Here is an 18,623-nt window from a genome sequence, read left to right as displayed (position 1 = left end):
CGGCGTCGGCCCCGGCTGGCGGCCGCGCTGCCCGGGCCCGGGTCACGTGGCGGCGAAGACCTCCGCCAGCACCTGGGTCGACGCGGCCCGGCTGCCCTTCACCTTGTCCCAGGTGCCGTGCTCGGCGGTCCACTCCAGGTCGCCGAAGCGGACCCGCTTCACCCCGTGGTCGTCGGCGTGGGAGACCAGCCAGTGGGCGTACCGCCAGCCGTTGCGGCTGTCCGCCGCCGGGACGGCGAACCCGGTCAGGTCGGTCGGTGGGGTGAGGTCGGACAGCCCCCAGTCCAGGGTCAGGCTCTCCACCAGGGCCGTCGCCGCGGCCGGCCCGCGCATCGTCGGCGTCAGCCCGACGGTGCAGGCCACCGCGGCGGTCGCGTCGCCGAGCAGCGCGCGGGTGAGGACCTCCGACTCGTCGGCCCACTTCTGGTACGCCTCGGGGTAGGCCGACCGCTGCACCCGCTGCGCGGCCTCGGTGACCCGCATCTCCTCCCAGCCCCGGACCTTCTTCAGCGCGGCATAGAACTTCCTCGCCGCGTAACGCGGGTCCTGGACCTGCTCGGGGGTGCCCCAGCCCTGGCTCGGGCGCTGCTGGAACAGGCCCAGCGAGTCCCGGTCGCCGTGTGCGATGTTGCGCAGGTGCGACTCCTGGTACGCGGTCGCCAGCGCCACCACCACCGCGCGTTCGGGCATCCGCCGCTGCACCCCGATCGCGGCGATCGTGGCCGCGTTGGCCATCTGCTCGGCGCTGAGCACCACCCGCCCGTCAGCCTGCACGGTGCAGGTCCGGCTGGCCATCGGCAGGCGGAGGTGCTGCCCGAACTGCTTCGTGACGAACCAGACGCCGAGCAGGGCGACGACCGCCACCACCACACCGCCTGCCACGACTGCAACCCGAGTTCGCACCCGCACCCCCTGTCCCGACAGTCCGACAAGCGTACGTCCCGCGTCGCACCAACCGGGTCGTCCGACCGGTTGTCTCCCGTTCCGTCACCGCCCCGCCACCGACCGCGTCCGGCCCCACGTGCGGAGACCCGTCGGCCTCAGTCTCGGGTGGGCACCCAGGCGGCGGGCCGCTTCTCCCGGAACGCGGCCACGCCCTCCCGGCCCTCGGCCGAGAGGAAGTACCCGGTGGACCGCGTGGCCAACTCGGCGATCTCCGCGCGCAGGTCGGTCGCGGCCGGCCGGCGCAGCAGCTCCTTGGTGCCGGCGAGGGCGTTCGGCGCCCCCTTCACCAACGAGGCGCAGTAGCGTGCCACCGCGGCGTCCAGGTCGTCCGCCGGCACCGCGGCGGTGACCAGGCCGATCTCCGCGGCCCGCCGACCGTCGAAGGTGTCGCCGGTCAGGTACAGCTCGGTGGCGGCCCGGGGGTGCAGCCGCGGCAGCACGGTCGCCGAGATCACCGCCGGGATCACCCCGATCCGGACCTCGGTGAAGGCGAACGTCGCCTCCTCGGCGCAGACCGCCAGGTCGGCCGCGGCGATCAGCCCCAGCCCACCGGCCCGCGCCGGCCCGCCCACCTTCGCCAGCACCGGCTTCGGGCACTCCCGGACCGCCACCAGCACGTCGCCCAGCATCCCGGCCGGCACCGTCCCGCTGGCGTACGCGGCGGCGGTCTCCTTGAGGTCCGCCCCGGAGCAGAAGACCGGCCCGGTGTGGTCCAGCACGATCACCCGGACCGCGTCGTCGGCGACCGCCGCGGCGAGCCCGGCCAGCAGCTCGGTCATCAGCGGGGTGGAGAGCGCGTTGCGGTTGTGCGGGCTGTCCAGGGTGAGGGTGGTCACCCCACGGGCCGTGGCGACCCGCACGAGATCGTCCGGAGAGGTCATGCCGGGCACACTAGTGGCCATGCCCGGCGTCCTTCCAGAAGGCGAATCCGTCCCGCGTGACGGATCGCTGCCCGCTGCCGCCCGCCGCGCCGTCGGCGCCCGCGGCTTCGGGGTGTACGTGCACGTCCCGTTCTGCGCCAGCCGGTGCGGTTACTGCGACTTCAACACGTACACGGCGGCCGAACTGGGCGGCGGGGCCAGCCGGGAGAGCTACGCCGACACGGTCCTGGCCGAGCTGGCCCTCGCCGGCCGGGTGCTGGGCGACAGCCCGCCGCCCCGGGTGGACACCGTCTTCGTGGGCGGCGGCACGCCCACCCTGCTCCCCGCCGACGACCTGGCCCGGATCCTCGACGGCATCGACCGCACCTGGGGGCTGGCCGCCGACGTCGAGGTGACCACCGAGGCCAACCCCGAGTCGGTCACCCCGGAGTCGCTCAAGACGCTGCGGGCGGCCGGCTACACCCGGATCTCGCTCGGCATGCAGTCCGCCGCGCCCGGGGTGCTGGCCGTCCTCGACCGGCGGCACAGCGCCGGCCGGGCCACCGCAGCCGCCCTGGAGGCGCGGGACGCCGGATTCGACCACGTGAACCTGGACCTGATCTACGGCACGCCGGGGGAGACCGCCGAGGACTTCGCCGCCTCGCTGGAGCAGGTGGTGGCCGCAGGTGTGGACCACGTCAGCGCGTACGCCCTGATCGTGGAGGACGGCACCCGGCTGGCCGCGCGGATGCGCCGCGGCGAGCTGCCGTACCCGAGCGACGACGTGGCGGCGGACCGCTACCTGGCCGCCGAGGCCGCCCTCCACGCGGCCGGCTTCACCTGGTACGAGGTCTCCAACTGGGCGCGCTCCGCGGCGGCCCGGTGCCGGCACAACCTGCTCTACTGGACCGGTGCCGACTGGTGGGGCCTCGGCCCGGGGGCGCACAGCCACGTCGGCGGCGTGCGCTGGTGGAACGTCAAGCACCCCACCGCGTACGCGCAGCGCCTGGCCGCCGGGGAGTCACCCGGCCTGGCCCGGGAGGTGCTCACCCGGGACGAGGCGCACATGGAGGACGTGATGCTGCGGCTGCGGCTCGCCGCCGGCCTGCCGCTGGACGTGCTGGACCCGGCCGGCCGGGCCGGCGCCGAGCGGGCGCTGGCCGACGGCCTGCTGGCCCCCGACGCGTACACGGCCGGCCGGGCCGTGCTGACCCTGCGCGGCCGGTTGCTGGCCGACGCGGTGGTCCGCGACCTGCTGCCCTGAGCGATGCCGGACCCGGCCGACCCGGAGGCCGGCCGGGTCAGGGTCACTTGATCAGGCTGAGGCTCATCGGATACTGGTAGAGCTGGCCCTCGTTGGCCTTGACCCCGGCGAGGATGCCGAACACCACCCCGAGGATGACGGCCGCGCCGACGCCGAGGAAGCCGATCAGGATGCAGCTCAGGATCCAGCCGACCAGGCCCACGATCGACCAGAGCAGCTGGAAGTTGAGCGCCGCGACCGCGTGCTGGCGCACGGTCGGGGACTGGTTGCCCCGGGCCAGCATCGAGACCAGCGGTGGGAGCCAACCCAGCACCCCGGCGCTGATGAACATCGCCGCCGCGCCGCCGAAGTGCGCGACCAGGGCCCAGGTCTTGTCTTCGTTGTTGGCGTAGCCGGCGGGCGGCCCGTAGCCGCCGCCGGTCGGGTAGCCGGCGCCGGGCGCGGCGTGGCCGCCCGGCGGAGGATATCCGCCCGGCGGAGGATATCCGCCCGGCGGTGGGTAGCCACCCGACGGCGGCTGGCCGCCGGAGGGCGGCGGATAGCCACCGGGCGGGGGATAGTCGCCCCCCGCCGGTGCGCCGGACAGTGGTGCGGTGGGGGGCTCGTCCGCCGACGAGCCGAACGGTGCCGACGGCGGGGTCGCCTCCGGCGGCTGGGCGCCGGAGTCCCCCGCTCCCGGAGGGCGAGGAGGTTCAGTCATGGACGTCACGGTAGGTCCCGTGGGCAAGGGCGCGCCAGGGGGAGATCGCCCGGGATGTCCGGCTGTTCGGCCCAGGGGGCGTGACTGCGTGGCGGTCCGCACCGGGGGTCCGTCGCTGATCATCGCGTCGGCGGGCACGCCGACGTAGACTGGCACTCGCTACAGTCGAGTGCCAGACGCTCAGTCGGCACCGCGTGCCGCTGATCCAATCGGGTGGCGACGCGCGCCGGCGGGCCGAGGCGCGTCAGGAGGTGGGGAGATGGGTCTCGACGACCGCAAGCTCGCCGTGCTGCGCGCGATCGTCGAGGACTACGTCGCCACGCAGGAGCCTGTGGGCAGCAAGTCCCTGGTCGAGCGGCACCAGTTGGGCGTCTCCCCGGCCACGGTCCGCAACGACATGGCGGTGCTGGAGGAGGAGGGCTACATCCGGCAGCCGCACACCAGCGCCGGCCGGGTGCCCACCGACCGCGGCTACCGGCTCTTCGTCGACCGGCTCTCCCGGGTCAAGCCGCTCAGCCCGGCCGAGCGCCGGGCCATCGAGCGCTTCCTGGTCGGCGCGGTCGACCTGGACGACGTGGTGCACCGCACGGTCCGGCTGCTGGCCCAGCTCACCCGGCAGGTCGCCGTGGTGCAGTACCCGAGCCTGGCCCGCTCCAAGGTGCGCCACCTGGAACTGGTGCCGATCTCCACCACCCGGCTGATGGTGGTCATGATCGCCGACACCGGGCGGGTCGAGCAACGGCTGGTCGAGCTGCCCGGGCCGATCCCCGCCGACGACGTCACCGACCTGCGCCGGCTGGTCAACGAGAAGCTGGTCGGCACCCTGCTGGCGGACACCCCGCCGCTGGTCCAGGCGCTGGTGGACGAGTCCTCGCCGCAGCTGCGCCCGGCCATGGCCACGCTCTCCAGCGTGCTGCTGGAGACGCTGGTCGAGCGGCACGAGGAGCGCATCGCGCTGGCCGGCACCGCCAACCTCACCCGCGGTGGTCTGCTGGACTTCCAGGGTTCGCTGCGCCCCATCCTCGAGGCGCTCGAGGAGGAGGTCGTGCTGCTCAAGCTCATCGGCGAGGCCGAGCCGAGCACCACCCGGGTGCTGATCGGCGACGAGAACGAGATCGACAACCTGCGCGCCGCCTCCGTGGTCAGCACCGGCTACGGCCCCGGCAGCACCATCGTCGGTGGACTCGGCGTGCTCGGACCGACCCGGATGGACTACCCCGGCACCATCGCCACAGTGCGGGCCGTGGCACGCTACGTGGGCGATCTGCTGGCCCAGAACTGACCAGTCAGGGCCGCCGGCCGGAAAGTGGCCGACGACCGCGCAACGCGAGACGAACATGAGGACACGGAACGCAGTGGCCAGGGACTACTACGGCATTCTCGGCGTGAGCCGGGACGCCTCCGACGACGAGATCAAGCGCGCCTACCGCAAGCTGGCGCGGCAGTTCCATCCGGACGTCAATCCGGATCCGGAGGCACAGGAGAAGTTCAAGGACATCAACGCCGCGTACGAGGTCCTCTCGGACGACCGGAAACGGCAGATCGTCGACCTGGGCGGCGACCCGCTCGCGCCCGGCGGTGGGGGCGCGGGTCCGGGCGGCCCGGGCGGCGCCGGGCCGTTCGTCGGGTTCCAGGACATCATGGACGCCTTCTTCGGTGGGGCGGCCGGCGGCAGCCGGGGGCCGCGCCCGCGTACCCGGCCGGGCGCCGACGCGATCCTGCGGCTGGAGCTGGACCTGCACGAGACCGCGTTCGGTGTCGAGGCCCCGATCACCGTCGACACCGCGGTGCTCTGCACCACCTGTTCCGGCGCGGGCACCGCGGCCGGCACCCACCTGGCCACCTGCGAGGCGTGCGGCGGCCGGGGTGAGGTGCAGTCGGTACAGCGGACCTTCCTCGGCCAGGTGGTCTCCGCCCGGCCGTGCACGGTCTGCCAGGGCTACGGCACCACCATCCCGCACCCCTGCCCGACCTGCGCCGGCGACGGCCGGGTGCGGACCCGCCGCTCGCTCACCGTCAAGATCCCGGCCGGGGTCGAGGACGGCATGCGGATCCGGCTGGCCCAGCAGGGCGAGGTCGGCCCCGGCGGCGGCACCGCCGGCGACCTCTACGTGGAGATCCACGAGCGGCCGCACGACGTCTACTCCCGCAAGGGCGACGACCTGCACTGCCGGGTCACCGTGCCGATGACCGCCGCCGCGCTCGGCACCCGGCTGACCATCAAGACGCTGGACAGCGAGGAGACGGTGGACGTCAAGTCCGGCACCCAGCCGGGCAGCACGCTGCGGCTGCGCGCCCGGGGCGTACCGCACCTGCGCGGCACCGGCCGGGGCGACCTCTACGTCCACCTCGACGTGCGTACCCCGACGAAGCTCGACGCCGAGCAGGAGCGGATGCTGCGCGAGTTCGCCAAGACCCGCGGCGAGGAGGTCGCCGAGCTGACCAAGCAGGGCGGCTTCTTCTCCCGGATGCGTGACGCCTTCAACGGGCACGCCTGAGGTGTCGGCGCCGCTGTTCCTGGTCGAGGCGCTGCCCACCGGTGACACGCTGACGCTCGACGGCCCGGAGGGGCACCACGCCGCCACCGTCCAGCGGCTGCGGGTCGGCGAGGAGTTGCTGCTCGCCGACGGCCGGGGCGGCACCGCCGCCGCGGTGGTCACCGCCGTCGGCCGGGGCACCCTCGACCTGGCGGTCACCTCCCGGGGGTACGTCGACGCGTCCGTCCCCCGGCTCGTGGTGGTGCAGGGCATCGCCAAGGGCGACCGGGGCGAGCTGGCCGTGCAGGCGATGACCGAGGTCGGGGTGGACGAGATCGTGCCCTGGGCGGCGTCCCGCTCGGTCGTGCAGTGGCGCGGCGACCGGGGCGTACGGGCCCGGGAGAAGTGGGTGGCCACGGCCCGGGAGGCGGCCAAGCAGGCCCGCCGCGCCTGGCTGCCGATCGTGGCCGGTACGCCCGACGAGTCGACCCCGACGGTGGCTCGGCGGATCGCCGGGGCGGCCGCCGCGTTCGTGCTGCACGAGGAGGCCGAGGAGCGGCTGGCCACCGCCGAGCTGCCGGAGACCGGCGAGATCGTGCTGGTGGTCGGCCCGGAGGGCGGCATCGCCCCGGCCGAGCTGTCCGCCTTCCGTGCGGCCGGCGCGCTAACCGTCCGGCTCGGCCCTGCGGTGCTGCGCACGTCGACGGCCGGCGTGGCCGCGCTGAGCGTCCTCTCCGCCCGCCTCGGCCGCTGGTAGTTCGGGAATCGGGCTCTGCCGCGGTCAGCTGCGCAGGTAGGAGGCGCCGTTGAGGTCGACGATGGTGCCGGAGGCCCACTCGGCCTCGGGGCTGGCCAGCCAGTGCACCGCGGCGGCGATCTCCTCGGGGCGCGCCACCCGCCGGAACGGGCTCTGCGCGCGGATCGCGTCGCCGCGCTCGCCGCTGAGGTGGGTGGTGGTCATGTCCGTCTCGACGAAGCCGGGCGCCACCGTGGCCACCGCGATGCCGTACGGGGCCAGGGCCAGCGCCAGCGACTGACCGAGCGCGTTCAACCCGGCCTTGCTCGCCCCGTACGCGGGCTGCTCCGGCTCTCCCCGGAAGGCGCCCCGCGAGGAGACGTTGACGATCCGGCCACCCCCCGCGCGCATGTGCTGGGCGGCGCACCAGGTGACGTTGGCGGCCCCGGTCAGGTTGGTCTCCAGCACCAGCCGCCACTGCTCGCGCCACTGCTCGTAGGTGTTGCCGAAGACCGGGTGCGGCAGGTCCCGGGGGCCGTACACGCCGGCATTGTTGACCAGCACGTCCAGCCCGCCCAGGCGTTCCGCCGCCGCGTCGACCATCGCCCGGACGGCGTCCGGGTCGGTCAGGTCGGCGCGGACCACCACGTGGCCCTCGCCGGGCAGTTCGGCGCGTACCCGCTCGGCCAGCTCCGCCGAGTCCCGGTGGTGGATCGCCACCCGGTCCCCGCTCGCCGCGAACGCCCGCGCCACCGCACGTCCGATGCCGCGCGAGGCCCCCGTTACCAGTACCGCCCGTCCCGTCATGCGCGCCATCGTGCCGCACCGGGCCGCGCCGGCCGACAACGGGCCCGCCCCAGGCGGAACCCGTCCACCGGGCCGCTTCCTTACACTGCCCGAATGGGAACCGACTGCCTGTTCTGCCGGATCGTCGCCGGGGAGATCCCGGCCACCATCGTGCGGGAGACCGCCACCACCCTCGCCTTCCGGGACATCAACCCCCAGGCGCCGACGCACGTGCTGGTCATCCCCAAGGAGCACTACGCGGACGTGGCCACCCTGGCCCAGGGCGACCCGGGGCTGGCCGGCGAGGTGCTCGCCACGGCCGCCACGGTGGCCGAGGAGGAGGGGCTGCTCGCGGACGGCTTCCGGCTGATGTTCAACACCGGGGCGTACGCCGGCCAGGAGGTCTTCCACGTGCACGCGCACGTGTTCGGCGGTGCGCCGCTCGGCCCGATGCTCTGCCGCTGAGGCCGTCCCTAGACTGCACGCATGATCACGGTGCATGACCGGCTCGACCGGATGGTGCGGCAGGCGCAGGTCCAGGGACGGATCCCGGCGGTCTCGGCCGCCCTGCACCGCGCGGACCGGCCGCTCTGGACCTGCACGGTCGGCGGGACCGGCAACGACAACCCGCTCGGCCCGGAGACGGTGTTCCGGATCGGCTCGGTCACCAAGACCTTCACCGCCGTGCTGGTCATGCAGTGCCGCGACGACGGGCTGCTCGACCTGGACGACCCGATCGGGCGTCACCTCGACCTGCCGGCGCACGGCGAGCTGACCGTACGCCGGCTGCTGTCGCACACCGCCGGCCTGCAACGCGAGCCGCATGGCGACGTGTGGGACAGCCTGCGAGCGCCCGGCATCGACGAGCTGCTCGCCGACCTGGCCCGGGTGGAGCGGGTGCTGCCGACCGGCCGCCGTTACCACTACTCCAACCTCGGCATGGCCCTCCTCGGCGAGCTGGTCGCCCGGCTGCGGGGCGGCACCTGGGCCGAGGCGCTCGCCGAGCGGGTGCTCGTCCCGCTCGGGCTGACCGGGACCGGCCTCACCCCGGGCGAGCGGGCGGCGACCGGGTTCCTGGTCGACGCGTACTCCGACGAGGCGCACCCGGAACCGCCGACCGACTTCGGCGCGGTGGCCCCGGCGGCGCAGCTCTGGAGCACCGCGCCGGACATGGCGCGCTGGGCCGCCTTCCTGGCCGACCCGGCGGCGATGGACCCGGCCGGCGCGGTGCTCGCCCCGGCGACCCTCGACGAGATGCGCTGGCCGCTCACCACGACCGACGAGACGGTGTGGGCCGCCGGCTTCGGGCTCGGCCTGATCCTGGTGCCGCAGCCGCAACGGGTGGTGCACGTGGGGCACGACGGGGCGATGCCCGGTTTCCTGGCCGCCGTCTACGGCCGGCGTGGCGGGGACGGCACGGCCGGCGCGATGGGCTGCGCCGTGCTCGGCTCGTCCGGCACGGGCGTGCCGGTGTTCGAGCTGCCCCACCAGCTGCTCGCCGCCGCCGCCGAGCACGACCCGGCGGAGATCGAGCCGTGGCGCCCGGGCCCGCCCGCCCCGGCGCACCTGCGTGGGGTGCTGGGCCGCTGGTGGGGCGAGGGCTTCGAGTACGTCTTCTCCTGGCACGACGGGACGCTGCGGGCCCGGGGCGCGGACGACCCGGCCGGCAAGCCGCCGGCGGTCTTCGCCCCGCTCCCGGACCGGCCGGACGTGTTCCGGACCGTGGCCGGCCGGGAGGTGGGCGAGCTGCTCCGGCTGACCCGCGACGAGCGGGGCGCGGTGGTCCGGATGCACTGGGCCACCTACCGCTTCACCCGCCACCAGGAGACCTTCGACCGGTACGATTTCCGCCGGTAGTTGATCTCCTACCGGCGGAAATGCACGCGGTGCGGCCGGTGTTGACCCGATACGATGGGCGTAACGTCCGACCGCCGTGCCAGCAGGGCCCGGCACCGAGATCGAGAGCAGGTGGCGCAGGGCCCGACGGCCCGACCTATGACCGGCACCCCACCTCCCGGCCCGCCCCGGGTGCAGACCAGGATCACGGTCCCCGACCAGAAGATCATGGTGAACCTGCTCGGCGCGGGCGACGAGATCCTGCGACTCGTCGAACGCTCGGTCAACAGTGACGTCCACGTGCGGGGCAACGAGATCACCATCACCGGCGCGCCCGCGGACAACGCCCTCGCCGAGCGCCTCTTCAGCGAGCTGCTCGAACTGATCGAGAAAGGCGAGACCCTGACCACTGACGCCGTCCGGCGTACCGTCGGCATGCTCGAGCAGGGCAGCGCCGAGCGGCCCGCCGAGGTCCTGACGCTCAACATCCTCTCCCGGCGCGGCCGCACCATCCGTCCCAAGACGCTCGGGCAGAAGCGGTACGTCGACGCGATCGACGCCAACACGATCGTCTTCGGCATCGGGCCCGCCGGTACCGGCAAGACCTACCTGGCCATGGCGAAGGCGGTCCAGGCGCTCCAGGCCAAGCAGGTCAACCGGATCATCCTGACCCGGCCGGCGGTCGAGGCGGGCGAGCGGCTGGGCTTCCTGCCCGGCACGCTGAACGAAAAGATCGACCCGTATCTGCGGCCGCTGTACGACGCGCTGCACGACATGCTCGACCCGGAGTCCATCCCGAAGCTGATGGCGGCCGGCACGATCGAGGTGGCGCCGCTGGCGTACATGCGGGGCCGGACGCTCAACGACGCGTTCATCATCCTGGACGAGGCGCAGAACACCACGCCCGAGCAGATGAAGATGTTCCTCACCCGGCTCGGCTTCGGTTCCAAGATCGTGGTCACCGGTGACGTCACCCAGGTGGACCTGCCCGGCGGGACGACCAGCGGCCTGCGGGTGGTCCGGGAGATCCTGAGCAACGTCGAGGACGTGCACTTCGCCCAGCTCTCCAGCGCCGACGTGGTCCGCCACAAGCTGGTGGGCGAGATCGTCGACGCGTACGCCCGCTGGGACGCCGAGCGGGAGAACCAGCAGGCACAGGGCGTGCACGCCGTGCCCGGGCGGACCGCCCAGGGCGGCCGGGCCGGCCGGCGCCGCTAATCCACCAGAGGAAGACAGTTGTCCATCGAGATCGCCAATGAGTCGGGTGTCGAGGTCGACACCGACGCCGTGCTCGCCGTCGCCCGGCACGCCCTCGACGAGATGGGGGTCAACCCGCTCGCCGAGCTCTCCATCCTGCTGGTCGACATCGACTACATGGCCGAGCTGAACCATCGCTGGATGGGCGGCGACGGCCCGACCGACGTGCTCGCCTTCCCCATGGACGAGGGCAGCGTCGACCACGGTCCGGGGGAGAGCAGCCCGGCCGGCGGCGAGCCGGCCCTGCTCGGCGACATCGTGCTCTGCCCCGAGGTGGCGGCCAAGCAGGCGGCCACCGCCGGCCACTCCGCCGCCGACGAGCTGCACCTGCTCACCGTGCACGGCGTGCTGCACCTGCTCGGGTACGACCACGCCGAGCCGGAGGAGGAGCGGGAGATGTTCGGTCTCCAGGCCCGGCTGTTGGCGAGCTGGCGGTCGACCCGGTCCAAATGATGACCACCCTGGCGGCCGGCACTCCGGCGGGACTGCCCGATCTCCAGCTCATCTTCGTCGCGGCGGGGCTGGTGGTGCTCGCCGGCCTCATCGCGATGACCGAGGCGGCGCTGGCCGCCGTCTCCCCGGCCCGGGCCGCCGAGCTGGCCCGGGACGGGGCGCGCGGCGCGCGTACCCTCCAGGCGGTCGCGGGTGACGTCGTCCGCCATCTCAACCTGCTGCTCCTGCTCCGGCTGCTGGCCGAGCTGACCGCCACCACGCTGGTCGCGCTGGTGGCCGTGGACAGCTTCGGTGCGGGCTGGCGGGCCGCCCTGGTCACCGCCGGGGCGATGACCGTGGTCAGCTTCGTGGTGGTCGGTGTGGCACCGCGCACCCTCGGCCGGCAGCACGCGTACGCGGTGGGCCGCACGGTGGCGCCGCTGGTGCGCTGGCTGGGCCGCGCCCTCAACCCGCTCGCCTCGCTGCTGATCCTGATCGGCAACGCGGTCACCCCGGGCCGCGGCTTCCGCGAGGGGCCCTTCGCCACCCAGGTGGAACTGCGCGAGCTGGTCGACCTGGCCGAGCAGCGCGGAGTGGTGGAGCACGGCGAACGCCAGATGATCCACTCGGTCTTCGCGCTCGGCGACACCATCGCCCGCGAGGTGATGGTGCCGCGTACCGAGATGGTGTGGATCGAGGAGCGGAAGACCCTGGCCCAGGCGCTGGCGCTCTTCCTGCGCTCCGGCTTCTCCCGGATCCCGGTGATCGGGGAGAGCGTGGACGACGTGCTCGGGGTGCTCTATCTCAAGGACCTGATCCGGCGGATCCAGGGTGCCCCGGAGGCCCGACAGATGCCGGTGGCCGAGCTGATGCGCCCGGCGACCTTCGTGCCCGAGTCGAAGCCGGTCGACGACCTGCTGTCGGAGATGCAGGCGGCCCGCAACCACCTGGTCATCGTGGTCGACGAGTACGGCGGCACCGGCGGCCTGGTCACCATCGAGGACATCCTGGAGGAGATCGTCGGTGAGATCACCGACGAGTACGATGTCGAACGCCCGCCGGTCGAGCACCTGGCGGACGGGGCCGTGCGGGTGGCCGCCCGGCTGCCGGTGGAGAATCTGGGCGAGCTGTTCGACACCGAACTGCCCACCGACGAGGTGGAGACGGTCGGCGGCCTGCTCGCCCAGTCGCTCGGCCGGGTGCCGATCCCGGGCGCCGAGGCCGAGGTCGCCGGGCTTCGGCTGATCGCCGAGGGCACCACCGGGCGGCGCAACCGGATCGACACCGTGCTGGTGCGCCGGGTCGCGCCGAGCGACGCGTCCGACAGCGGGGGCCGTGGCGAGCACGCCGAGCCCCGTGGCAACCACAACCGTTCCGAGGAAAGGCAACCCGCCGATGCCTGAGTCACCCGCCGTGCCGGCTGCCCGGCCCACCCCGTCCGACCTGGCCGAGCTGAGCGCCGAGGACGGCAAGCTGGTCGTCCTGGCCCGGGGCGCGCGCGGCCGGGTGGGCGCCGTGGAGGGCGCGGCGGTCCGCGACCAGGACGGCCGGACGTACGCGGCGGCCAGCGTGGCACTGCCGTCGCTGGCCCTGACCGCGCTGCAGCTCGCGGTCGCCTCGGCGGTGGCCGCCGGCGCCAGCCGGTTGGAGGCCGCCGTGGTGGTGACCGAGGCCTCGACGCTGGACGGCGCGGGGCACGCCGCCGTCCGGGACCTCTCCGCCGACGCGCCGATCCACGTGGCCGCGCCGGACGGCACCGTCCTCGGCACGGTGGTCGAGTGAGCGAGCGTAGCGAGCGAACCATCCGGCACAGCACCTGGGAGCCGCACGCCGGCGCGGAGCGAAGCGGAGCGGTGGCGTGAGTGCGACCGGGGTGCCGGACCCGGAGGAGCCGCGTCCGTACCGGGCAGGTTTCGCCTGTTTCGTCGGGCGGCCGAACGCCGGCAAGTCGACGCTGACCAACGCGATCGTCGGCACCAAGATCGCGATCACCTCGAACAAGCCGCAGACCACCCGGCACGTCATCCGGGCCGTCCTGCACCGCCCGGAGTCGCAGCTCGTGCTGGTCGACACCCCTGGCCTGCACCGCCCCCGTACGCTGCTCGGCGAGCGGCTGAACGACCTGGTCCGGGAGACCTGGAGCGAGGTCGACGTGATCGGCCTGTGCATCCCGGCCAACGAGCCGATCGGCCGGGGCGACCGGTTCATCACCGGTGAGCTGGCCAGCCTCAAGGCGACCGTGCTGGCCGTGGTCACCAAGACCGACCTGGTGGACCGCGGGCGGCTCGCCGAGCAGCTCCTCGCGGTCAGCGAGCTGGCCGACTTCGCCGACGTGGTGCCGGTGAGCGCGGTCTCCGGCCACCAGGTGGACACCCTGGTCGACGTGATGACCGGCTACCTGCCCGAGTCGCCGCAGCTCTACCCGGACGACATGCTCACCGACGACCCCGAGCAGGTGCTCGTCGCCGAGCTGATCCGTGAGGCGGCGCTGGAGGGCGTACGGGACGAGCTGCCGCACTCCATCGCCGTCGTGGTGGAGGAGATGATCGCGGAGGGCCGGCTCACCAAGATCTACGCCGACGTGTACGTCGAGCGACCGAGCCAGAAGGCGATCATGATCGGTCACCGGGGCAGCCGGCTCAAGGAGGTCGGCACCACCGCACGCCGGCAGATCGAGGAGCTGCTCGGCGCCCGGGTCTATCTGGACCTGCACGTCCGGGTCGCCAAGGACTGGCAGCGCGACCCGAAGCAGCTGCGCAAGCTCGGCTTCTGAAAACGGACGTCCGACCGGCGGCCCGGATCTTTCCGGCGCCGCCGGTGCGGCTTTTTGGGGCCTGGTGACCGGTCCTCGACGGCTGGTCCGGATCGGTCGCCTTTATGGGATGTTTCACTTTTGGCCCCGGCGCCTCGCCGTTTCGCCGCCTCGGGTCGGAGGGTAGGGAGAGGTTGATCCCCAGCCCCCGGACATAGATGCAGGCTTATGCGAAACCGATACCTGGACCTGCTCCGCTTCCTGGCCATCGTGCGAGTCGTCGTCTACCACGTGATCGGATCGGCGACCTTGACGCTGATCTTCCCGGCGATGTCGGTGATGTTCGCGCTCGCCGGCTCGCTGATGGCGGCCTCGCTGGACCGGACCGGCGTGCCGGCCGTGGCACGCCGGCTGCGTCGCCTGCTGCCGTCGCTCTGGGTGCTCGCCCTGGTCTTCGTGCCGGCCATGCTGCTCAGCGGGTTGCCGTTCAGCCCGAAGGTGCTGCTCTGGCTCTTCCCGGTCAGCGACCCGCCGGCCAACTACTGGGGCGGCCTGGCCCTGAGCCCCATCTGGTATCTCCGGGACTACCTGTGGTTCGTGCTGGCCTCGCCGCTTGCGTTGTGGCTGTTCCGCCGGGCGCCGCTGCCCACCCTCCTCGCCCCGTACGCGCTGCTCGTGCTGATCGAGATGGGCGTCTACCCGGACGCGCCGAGCGTGCTGCGCGAGTTCGGCCTGTACTTCGGCGCCTGGCTGCTGGGCTTCGCCCACCACGACGGCATGCTGCGCCGGATGAGCAACCGGGTCCTGGTACCCGTGGCGCTCGCCCTCGGCGCCGCCGGCCTGGGCTGGATCTTCACCCACCCCGGCCCGCGCGGCTACGACCTGAACGACATCCACCTCGGCAACGCGCTCTGGTCGGCGGCGTTCATCCTGGTGGCGATCGGCCGGGCCCCGGCCGAGGCGGCCTGGGTCGACCGCATCCCCCTGCTGAGCCGGGCGGTCACCGTGCTGAACCGTCGGGCGCTGACCATCTACCTGTGGCACATGCCGTTCGTGGTGGCGCTCACTCCGCTGGTCGGTCTGGTCGGCTGGACCCCGCGCGACCCGCTCGGCCTGGCGATCCGGGTGGTGCTGGTGTTCGCGCTGGTCGGCGTGGTCACCCTGCTGGTCGGCTGGGTCGAGGACGTGGCGGCCCGGCGTACGCCGGAGCTGGTCCCCGGCCGGCCTCGGCCGGCCCTGGCCGAGCGGGCGGCCACCGCACCGGCCAGCCCCGCCCCGGCCGGGGCGGAGAGCGAGCTGGCGGCGGCCGGCGCGGCCCGCCCGACCGCCCCGCGCCGGGTTCCCGAGCCCCGGCGCGCCGGCGACCGGTCCGGCACCGAACTCGGCGCCGGCTGACCCCGCCGCCCGAAGGGCCTCATTCGCGGAAAGAGTGGCCATCACGCGAAAAATGGCCACTCTTTCCGCGAATTTGGGCGGATTTTCGGGTTGGTTCGGCGTGGACGCGCAGTCAGCGTCGGGTGATCGTCACGTTGCCGCTGCCGGTGCTGACGTCCAGCAGCAGGGCGGCGCCCGGGTCGTCGACCACGCCGAGGTCCCGATCGCCCGAGCCGGTGCTGGTCCGCACCCGGTACCGGCCGTCCGGCACGGCCAGCTCGACGTCGCCGCTGGCGGCGTGCACCCGGGCCGATGCCGGCTGGGCCAGCTCGACGGTCACGTTGCCGGAGGACGTCTCGGCGTCCACCCCGGCGGCGAGCCGTTGCGCGGTGATGTCGCCGGAGGCGGCGCGCAGCCGCACCGCACCGGCCGCGTCGATCACGTCGATGTTCCCGGAGCCGGTCTCGGCGCGGACGTCGCCGGTTGCCCCGCTGACCGAGACGTTGCCCGAGCCGAGCTTGAACTCCACCGCGCCGACCCGGCTCAGCTCGACGTCCCCGGAGCCGGTCTCGCCGCGTACCGCCACGCCCTCGGGGGCGGAGATCTCCCAGGAGACGCTGCACCGGGGGCCGCATTCGGTGCGCAGCACCAGTTCGTCGCCGTTGATCTCGTATCGGGTGTCCGGCTGCCCGCCCTGGTAGCGGACCACCCGCTTGATGCGTACCTGGGGGGCGGAGCCGGCGGCGCGGACGGTGACGTCGCCTGAGCCCGGCTCCACGGTGATCCGGGTGATCTTCACCGCCTCGGTGTTGTCGTAGTCGAGCCGGCGGAACGAGATGGTGTCACACCCGCAGAGGAGGATCAGGGAGGCCGCCGCGGCGGCGGCGACGGTCCGGTGCACAGCCATGGTCAGCACGCTACGGGCGACCCCAGGGGCGGCACATCCGGGTTCGACCGCCGATCCACCCCGAACCGACCCTGAGATCGCACCCCGAGGGAGAATGACCCGATGGCCGGGTACCGCCGACAGCTCTACCGCGACGACGCGGTGGTGCTGCGCGTGCAGAAGCTGGGCGAGTCCGACCGGATCATCACCCTGCTCACCCGCCGGCACGGCCGGCTGCGCGCGGTGGCCCGGGGCGTCCGGCGCACCAGCAGCCGGTTCGGCGCCCGGCTGGAGCCGTTCGGGCACGTGGACCTCCAGCTCGCCGGCGATCCCACGGGCAACCTGGGCAGCTCGCTGCACACCGTCAGCCAGGTCGAGGGGATCGACCTCTACGGCAAACGGTTCCTCGGCGACTACCCCCGCTACACGGCGGCCAGCGCGATCGCCGAGACCGCGGAGCGGCTCACCCCGGTCGAGCGGGAGCCGTCGCTGCGGTTGTTCCAGCTCACCCTCGGCGCGCTGCGCTCACTGGCCGGTGGCGAGCACGCCACCACCCTGGTGCTGGATGCCTACCTGCTGCGCGGGATGGCGTTCGCCGGCTGGGCGCCGGCGCTGGCCGCCTGCGCCGTCTGCGGCACCCCGGGGCGGCACCGGGCGTTCTCCGTACCGGCCGGGGGAGCGGTCTGCCCGGACTGCCGGCCGCCCGGCGCCGCCCACCCCGCCCCGGCCACCATCGCGCTGATGTCCGCGCTGACCACCGGCGACTGGGCCTACGCCGACGCCACCGAGACCGGCGTACGCCGGGAGTGCAGTGGCCTGGTCGCGGCGCACCTCCAGTGGCACCTGGAGCGCGCGCTACGCTCGCTGCCGCTGGTCGACCGGGGTACCCCGGCGTCCGGCACGGTCCCACCGCCGAGCGGCACGGGGCCGGGCGCGGTCCCGCCGGGCAGCGGCGTCGGGCCCGCCGCCGCTGGTGTGAACAGGGAGAAGACCGAGTGATCCGATCGATGAGGGCCGTCCGGCGCGAGCCGGTGCCACCGACTCCGCACCCGTCCGGGGCCCGGCCGCCGGCGCTGCCGACGGAGGCCCTGCCGAAGCACGTCGCCATCGTCATGGACGGCAACGGCCGCTGGGCCAAGGAGCGCGGGCTGCCCCGGACCAAGGGTCACGAGCAGGGGGAATACAGCCTCTTCGACACCATCGAGGGCGCGATCGAGCTGGGCATCCCCTACCTGTCGGCGTACGCGTTCTCCACCGAGAACTGGCGGCGCTCGCCGGACGAGGTCCGCTTCCTGATGGGCTTCAACCGGGACGTCATCCGCCGCCGCCGGGACCAGCTCGTCGACCTGGGCGTCCGGGTGGTCTGGTCGGGCCGGACCGGGCGGCTCTGGAAGAGCGTGATCTCCGAGCTGCAGACCGCCGAGGAGATGTCCCGGGGCAACTCGACGCTGACCCTGCAGTTCTGCGTCAACTACGGCGGCCAGGCGGAGATCGCCGACGCCGCCGCCGCGATCGCCCGTGACGTGGCCGCCGGCCGGCTCGACCCGGGCAAGGTCAACGAGAAGACCGTCGCGAAGTACCTCTACCACCCCGAAGTCCCCGAGGTGGACCTCTTCCTGCGCCCCTCCGGGGAGCAGCGCACCTCCAACTTCCTGCTCTGGCAGAGCGCGTATGCCGAGCTGGTGTTCCTCGACACCCTCTGGCCGGACTTCGACCGGCGCCACCTCTGGTACGCCTGCGAGCTCTACGCCCAGCGGGACCGCCGGTTCGGCGGCGCCTTGCCCAACCCGGTCGCTCCCGCAGTCTGAGCTCACGCTTACCGCCGCGGCCGACGGGGTACCAACCGGACAGCAGCCGATCGCGGAGGTGAACCAACATGCTGCAGAAGCGGATCGCCCAGTGGGCACTCATGGCGGTCGCCGTGCCGCTGGCGGCGGCCGGTGCACGCCGGCTGAGCCACTCCCTGGAGGCCCGTCGCGGCCCGAGCGGAGTGAGTCGACTCCTCACCAGGGGCGCCGACCTGCTGCGGCCGCAGAAGGCGCGGCGCCGCCGGTTCTGGTGACGACCGTCGGCGTCGTCCCCCTGCGGTCGCAGCGGGCGCGGTGTCGTCCGTTCTGGTGACGACCGGCGTCGGCGCCGTCCCCCTGCGATCGCAGCGGGCGCGGTGTCGTCCGTTCTGGTGACGACCAACGTCGGCGCCGTCCCCCTGCGGTCGCAGCGGGTGCGGCGTCGTCGGTTCTGGTGACGACTGGTGTCGGCGCCGTCCCCTTCCGGGGCGGCGTCGACGCGTTTCCGGTGAGCGGCGCGGCCTCGGCGCA

The 18,623-nt window shown here is 73.7% G+C and carries 20 protein-coding genes; 15 read left to right on the top strand and 5 right to left on the bottom strand.

Annotated elements, in window-relative coordinates; all coding sequences use genetic code 11:
- Positions 1-42: 42 nt before the first annotated feature.
- Positions 43-909, bottom strand: a complete 867-nt coding sequence (locus ACGF4F_RS32840; RefSeq protein ID WP_393083717.1) for a hypothetical protein — start codon at positions 907-909, stop codon at positions 43-45.
- Positions 910-1,040: 131 nt separating this feature from the next.
- A complete protein-coding gene (locus tag ACGF4F_RS32835; protein WP_393083714.1) occupies positions 1,041-1,826 on the bottom strand; it encodes an enoyl-CoA hydratase-related protein in 786 nt (261 codons plus the stop codon).
- A gap of 19 nt (positions 1,827-1,845) precedes the next feature.
- Between ACGF4F_RS32835 and hemW the strand changes: the two genes are divergently transcribed.
- Entirely contained in the window at positions 1,846-3,069 is a 1,224-nt protein-coding gene (gene hemW, locus ACGF4F_RS32830; RefSeq protein WP_393083711.1) for a radical SAM family heme chaperone HemW, read from the top strand.
- Between the two features lie 43 nt (positions 3,070-3,112).
- On the opposite strand, the gene ACGF4F_RS32825 is transcribed toward hemW, so the two are convergent.
- Positions 3,113-3,769 (bottom strand): DUF4870 domain-containing protein, encoded by a 657-nt coding sequence (locus ACGF4F_RS32825; protein ID WP_393083708.1) that lies wholly within the window; start codon positions 3,767-3,769, stop codon positions 3,113-3,115.
- A 259-nt stretch (positions 3,770-4,028) separates the two neighbouring features.
- Here ACGF4F_RS32825 and hrcA point away from each other — a divergent pair, with 259 nt between their 5' ends.
- The 3 genes from hrcA to ACGF4F_RS32810 all read left to right on the top strand — a co-directional run bounded on the left by hrcA (position 4,029) and on the right by ACGF4F_RS32810 (position 7,003).
- On the top strand, positions 4,029-5,051 hold the full coding sequence (hrcA, locus tag ACGF4F_RS32820; RefSeq protein WP_393083705.1) for a heat-inducible transcriptional repressor HrcA: 1,023 nt from the start codon (positions 4,029-4,031) through the stop codon (positions 5,049-5,051).
- Between the two features lie 73 nt (positions 5,052-5,124).
- On the top strand, positions 5,125-6,267 hold the full coding sequence (dnaJ, locus tag ACGF4F_RS32815) for a molecular chaperone DnaJ (RefSeq protein ID WP_198940665.1): 1,143 nt from the start codon (positions 5,125-5,127) through the stop codon (positions 6,265-6,267).
- A gap of 1 nt (position 6,268) precedes the next feature.
- Positions 6,269-7,003 (top strand): 16S rRNA (uracil(1498)-N(3))-methyltransferase, encoded by a 735-nt coding sequence (locus ACGF4F_RS32810; RefSeq protein WP_393083702.1) that lies wholly within the window; start codon positions 6,269-6,271, stop codon positions 7,001-7,003.
- A gap of 24 nt (positions 7,004-7,027) precedes the next feature.
- Here ACGF4F_RS32810 and ACGF4F_RS32805 read toward each other — a convergent pair whose 3' ends face one another.
- The gene (locus ACGF4F_RS32805) at positions 7,028-7,789 is read right to left on the bottom strand and encodes an SDR family oxidoreductase (RefSeq protein WP_357443917.1); all 762 of its coding nucleotides are present in this window, start codon (positions 7,787-7,789) and stop codon (positions 7,028-7,030) included.
- Between the two features lie 93 nt (positions 7,790-7,882).
- On the opposite strand from ACGF4F_RS32805, the gene ACGF4F_RS32800 reads away from it, so the two are divergent.
- From ACGF4F_RS32800 to ACGF4F_RS32765, 8 genes are all read left to right on the top strand, one after another.
- Complete coding sequence (locus ACGF4F_RS32800) at positions 7,883-8,233, top strand: histidine triad nucleotide-binding protein (protein WP_073839362.1); 351 nt, start codon at positions 7,883-7,885, stop codon at positions 8,231-8,233.
- A gap of 21 nt (positions 8,234-8,254) precedes the next feature.
- Positions 8,255-9,625 (top strand): serine hydrolase domain-containing protein, encoded by a 1,371-nt coding sequence (locus tag ACGF4F_RS32795; RefSeq protein WP_393083698.1) that lies wholly within the window; start codon positions 8,255-8,257, stop codon positions 9,623-9,625.
- Between the two features lie 138 nt (positions 9,626-9,763).
- Positions 9,764-10,822 carry a PhoH family protein gene (locus ACGF4F_RS32790; RefSeq protein ID WP_357443913.1) on the top strand — a complete coding sequence of 353 codons (1,059 nt, stop codon included), beginning with the start codon at positions 9,764-9,766 and terminating at the stop codon, positions 10,820-10,822.
- Positions 10,823-10,840: 18 nt separating this feature from the next.
- Positions 10,841-11,314, top strand: a complete 474-nt coding sequence (ybeY, locus tag ACGF4F_RS32785) for an rRNA maturation RNase YbeY (RefSeq protein WP_357443910.1) — start codon at positions 10,841-10,843, stop codon at positions 11,312-11,314.
- Positions 11,290-12,696, top strand: a complete 1,407-nt coding sequence (locus ACGF4F_RS32780) for a hemolysin family protein (RefSeq protein ID WP_357444030.1) — start codon at positions 11,290-11,292, stop codon at positions 12,694-12,696. The genes ybeY and ACGF4F_RS32780 overlap by 25 nt, the downstream gene beginning before the upstream one ends.
- Positions 12,689-13,075, top strand: coding sequence for a cytidine deaminase (locus ACGF4F_RS32775; protein ID WP_357443908.1), 387 nt, complete (start codon positions 12,689-12,691; stop codon positions 13,073-13,075). Before ACGF4F_RS32780 ends, ACGF4F_RS32775 begins: the two co-directional genes overlap by 8 nt.
- A gap of 91 nt (positions 13,076-13,166) precedes the next feature.
- The gene (gene era, locus ACGF4F_RS32770; protein ID WP_357444028.1) at positions 13,167-14,066 is read left to right on the top strand and encodes a GTPase Era; all 900 of its coding nucleotides are present in this window, start codon (positions 13,167-13,169) and stop codon (positions 14,064-14,066) included.
- 207 nt (positions 14,067-14,273) lie between these two features.
- Positions 14,274-15,440 carry an acyltransferase gene (locus ACGF4F_RS32765; protein ID WP_393083693.1) on the top strand — a complete coding sequence of 389 codons (1,167 nt, stop codon included), beginning with the start codon at positions 14,274-14,276 and terminating at the stop codon, positions 15,438-15,440.
- Positions 15,441-15,552: 112 nt separating this feature from the next.
- Here the strand turns inward: ACGF4F_RS32765 and ACGF4F_RS32760 are convergent, their stop codons facing one another.
- On the bottom strand, positions 15,553-16,326 hold the full coding sequence (locus tag ACGF4F_RS32760) for a DUF4097 family beta strand repeat-containing protein (RefSeq protein ID WP_357443904.1): 774 nt from the start codon (positions 16,324-16,326) through the stop codon (positions 15,553-15,555).
- A gap of 102 nt (positions 16,327-16,428) precedes the next feature.
- On the opposite strand from ACGF4F_RS32760, the gene recO reads away from it, so the two are divergent.
- From recO to ACGF4F_RS32745, 3 genes are all read left to right on the top strand, one after another.
- On the top strand, positions 16,429-17,304 hold the full coding sequence (gene recO, locus ACGF4F_RS32755) for a DNA repair protein RecO (RefSeq protein WP_393083689.1): 876 nt from the start codon (positions 16,429-16,431) through the stop codon (positions 17,302-17,304).
- Positions 17,305-17,312: 8 nt separating this feature from the next.
- A complete protein-coding gene (locus ACGF4F_RS32750) occupies positions 17,313-18,113 on the top strand; it encodes an isoprenyl transferase (protein ID WP_393083686.1) in 801 nt (266 codons plus the stop codon).
- Positions 18,114-18,181: 68 nt separating this feature from the next.
- Positions 18,182-18,367: a hypothetical protein gene (locus tag ACGF4F_RS32745; RefSeq protein ID WP_393083683.1), complete on the top strand. Its 186-nt coding sequence runs from the start codon at positions 18,182-18,184 to the stop codon at positions 18,365-18,367.
- The last annotated feature ends 256 nt before the right edge of the window (positions 18,368-18,623 follow it).

This window comes from Micromonospora sp. NPDC047740, from assembly GCF_043204735.1.
Classification (GTDB): domain Bacteria; phylum Actinomycetota; class Actinomycetes; order Mycobacteriales; family Micromonosporaceae; genus Micromonospora.
Note: the sequence above shows the minus strand (reverse complement) of the source record. Positions and strands in the feature narration are given on the sequence as shown.

Coding starts and splice junctions, on each gene's coding strand:
- hrcA (WP_393083705.1), top strand. CDS start 4,029: ATGGGTCTCGACGACCGCAAGCTCGCCGTGCTGCGCGCGATCGTCGAG.
- hemW (WP_393083711.1), top strand. CDS start 1,846: ATGCCCGGCGTCCTTCCAGAAGGCGAATCCGTCCCGCGTGACGGATCG.
- recO (WP_393083689.1), top strand. CDS start 16,429: ATGGCCGGGTACCGCCGACAGCTCTACCGCGACGACGCGGTGGTGCTG.
- ACGF4F_RS32835 (WP_393083714.1), bottom strand. CDS start 1,826: ATGACCTCTCCGGACGATCTCGTGCGGGTCGCCACGGCCCGTGGGGTG.
- ACGF4F_RS32760 (WP_357443904.1), bottom strand. CDS start 16,326: ATGGCTGTGCACCGGACCGTCGCCGCCGCCGCGGCGGCCTCCCTGATC.
- ACGF4F_RS32765 (WP_393083693.1), top strand. CDS start 14,274: ATGCGAAACCGATACCTGGACCTGCTCCGCTTCCTGGCCATCGTGCGA.
- ACGF4F_RS32745 (WP_393083683.1), top strand. CDS start 18,182: ATGCTGCAGAAGCGGATCGCCCAGTGGGCACTCATGGCGGTCGCCGTG.
- ACGF4F_RS32795 (WP_393083698.1), top strand. CDS start 8,255: ATGATCACGGTGCATGACCGGCTCGACCGGATGGTGCGGCAGGCGCAG.
- ACGF4F_RS32825 (WP_393083708.1), bottom strand. CDS start 3,769: ATGACTGAACCTCCTCGCCCTCCGGGAGCGGGGGACTCCGGCGCCCAG.
- ACGF4F_RS32775 (WP_357443908.1), top strand. CDS start 12,689: ATGCCTGAGTCACCCGCCGTGCCGGCTGCCCGGCCCACCCCGTCCGAC.
- ACGF4F_RS32800 (WP_073839362.1), top strand. CDS start 7,883: ATGGGAACCGACTGCCTGTTCTGCCGGATCGTCGCCGGGGAGATCCCG.
- ACGF4F_RS32790 (WP_357443913.1), top strand. CDS start 9,764: ATGACCGGCACCCCACCTCCCGGCCCGCCCCGGGTGCAGACCAGGATC.
- ACGF4F_RS32750 (WP_393083686.1), top strand. CDS start 17,313: ATGAGGGCCGTCCGGCGCGAGCCGGTGCCACCGACTCCGCACCCGTCC.
- ACGF4F_RS32805 (WP_357443917.1), bottom strand. CDS start 7,789: ATGACGGGACGGGCGGTACTGGTAACGGGGGCCTCGCGCGGCATCGGA.